Raw genomic sequence first — 1,227 nt, 5'->3', positions numbered from 1 at the left:
CCTCGAAATATTTTTGAAGAATGTGGTTTTGATATAGATATGATTGGAATGAAACGAATTATGTCATCAGGAAGTAGATGGCGTGCTGCTTACAGAAAAAATGGTGTATTTGGTTTGCGAGATACACGCCAAAACGCGGGAAGAACTCTTGAGAGAGAGCTTACGTTAGAAGAGAAGTATGCTCGTTTAGAAGCCGAACGGAACTTACTAAAGGCAGAAAATGAATTGTTAAAAAAGATCAAACTTATGGAAGGGAGGATGAGAAGGAAATAACTTTATCACCTAGTCAGAAATATATCCTGATTCGTTCTGTCATCATAAAATATAACTTAAGAAATATGGTGAGTTATTTGTGTAAAGTAGCTGGTGTATCCCGTTCGGGATACTATAATTATTTTTCCATTTCATCTCAAGAACAACGGAAACAAAAGAACAATCAAGATGAAATCGTGAAAGAAATCATATTAAAAGCACTTCGATTTAGAAATCGAAAGAAAGGGGCTCGTCAAATAAAAATGACATTGGTGGGTCATTTTCAAGTTGTCTACAATTTAAAGCGTATCCGTAGAATCATGAAAAAATATGAGATTGTCTGTCCGATTCGGAAAGCAAATCCTTATAAAAGAATGCTGAAAGCTTCAAAAGAACATCGAGTAGTGCCGAATCAATTAAATCGAGAATTTAAACAAAACACCCCAGGAAAAACGCTTCTTACAGATATCACTTATTTAGTTTACGGTAAGAATAAAAGAGCTTATTTATCTACAATTTTAGACGGCTCAACCAATGAAATTTTAGCTTACCATGTTTCAGAACAGATGACATTAGACCTCGTAACAACAACTCTTCATAAACTAAAACGGAATAAGAGGATTCGATTGACTGAAGGTGCATATATTCATTCAGATCAAGGAGCCCACTACACAAGCCCTACCTACCAAAAATTAGTCAAAAAGCTAAAGCTCGGACAATCTATGTCAAGAAGAGGGAACTGTTGGGATAACGCTCCACAAGAATCATTTTTTGGTCATCTGAAAGATGAAGCACATATAAAACCTTGCGAGTCTTTTACTGAGTTGAAACAAGAGATTAAGAAATATATGACGTACTATAATCACTATAGATATCAATGGAATTTAAAAAAGATGACTCCTGTTGGATACAGAAATCATCTTCTTGATGTTGCCTAACTTTTTTCAAAATGTCCTTTACAAAGGGTACAGATTA

The 1,227-nt window shown here is 34.7% G+C and carries 1 pseudogene; it reads left to right on the top strand.

What is annotated here, in order from left to right:
* Window positions 1-1,190 (top strand): annotated as a pseudogene (locus DET63_RS30015) (IS3 family transposase); the annotation flags it as partial.
* Between the last annotated feature and the right edge of the window lie 37 nt (window positions 1,191-1,227).

Source organism: Bacillus sp. DB-2 (assembly GCF_003315125.1).
In the GTDB taxonomy this organism is placed as follows: Bacteria; Bacillota; Bacilli; order Bacillales; family Bacillaceae_G; genus Bacillus_A; species Bacillus_A mycoides.
Note: the sequence above shows the minus strand (reverse complement) of the source record. Positions and strands in the feature narration are given on the sequence as shown.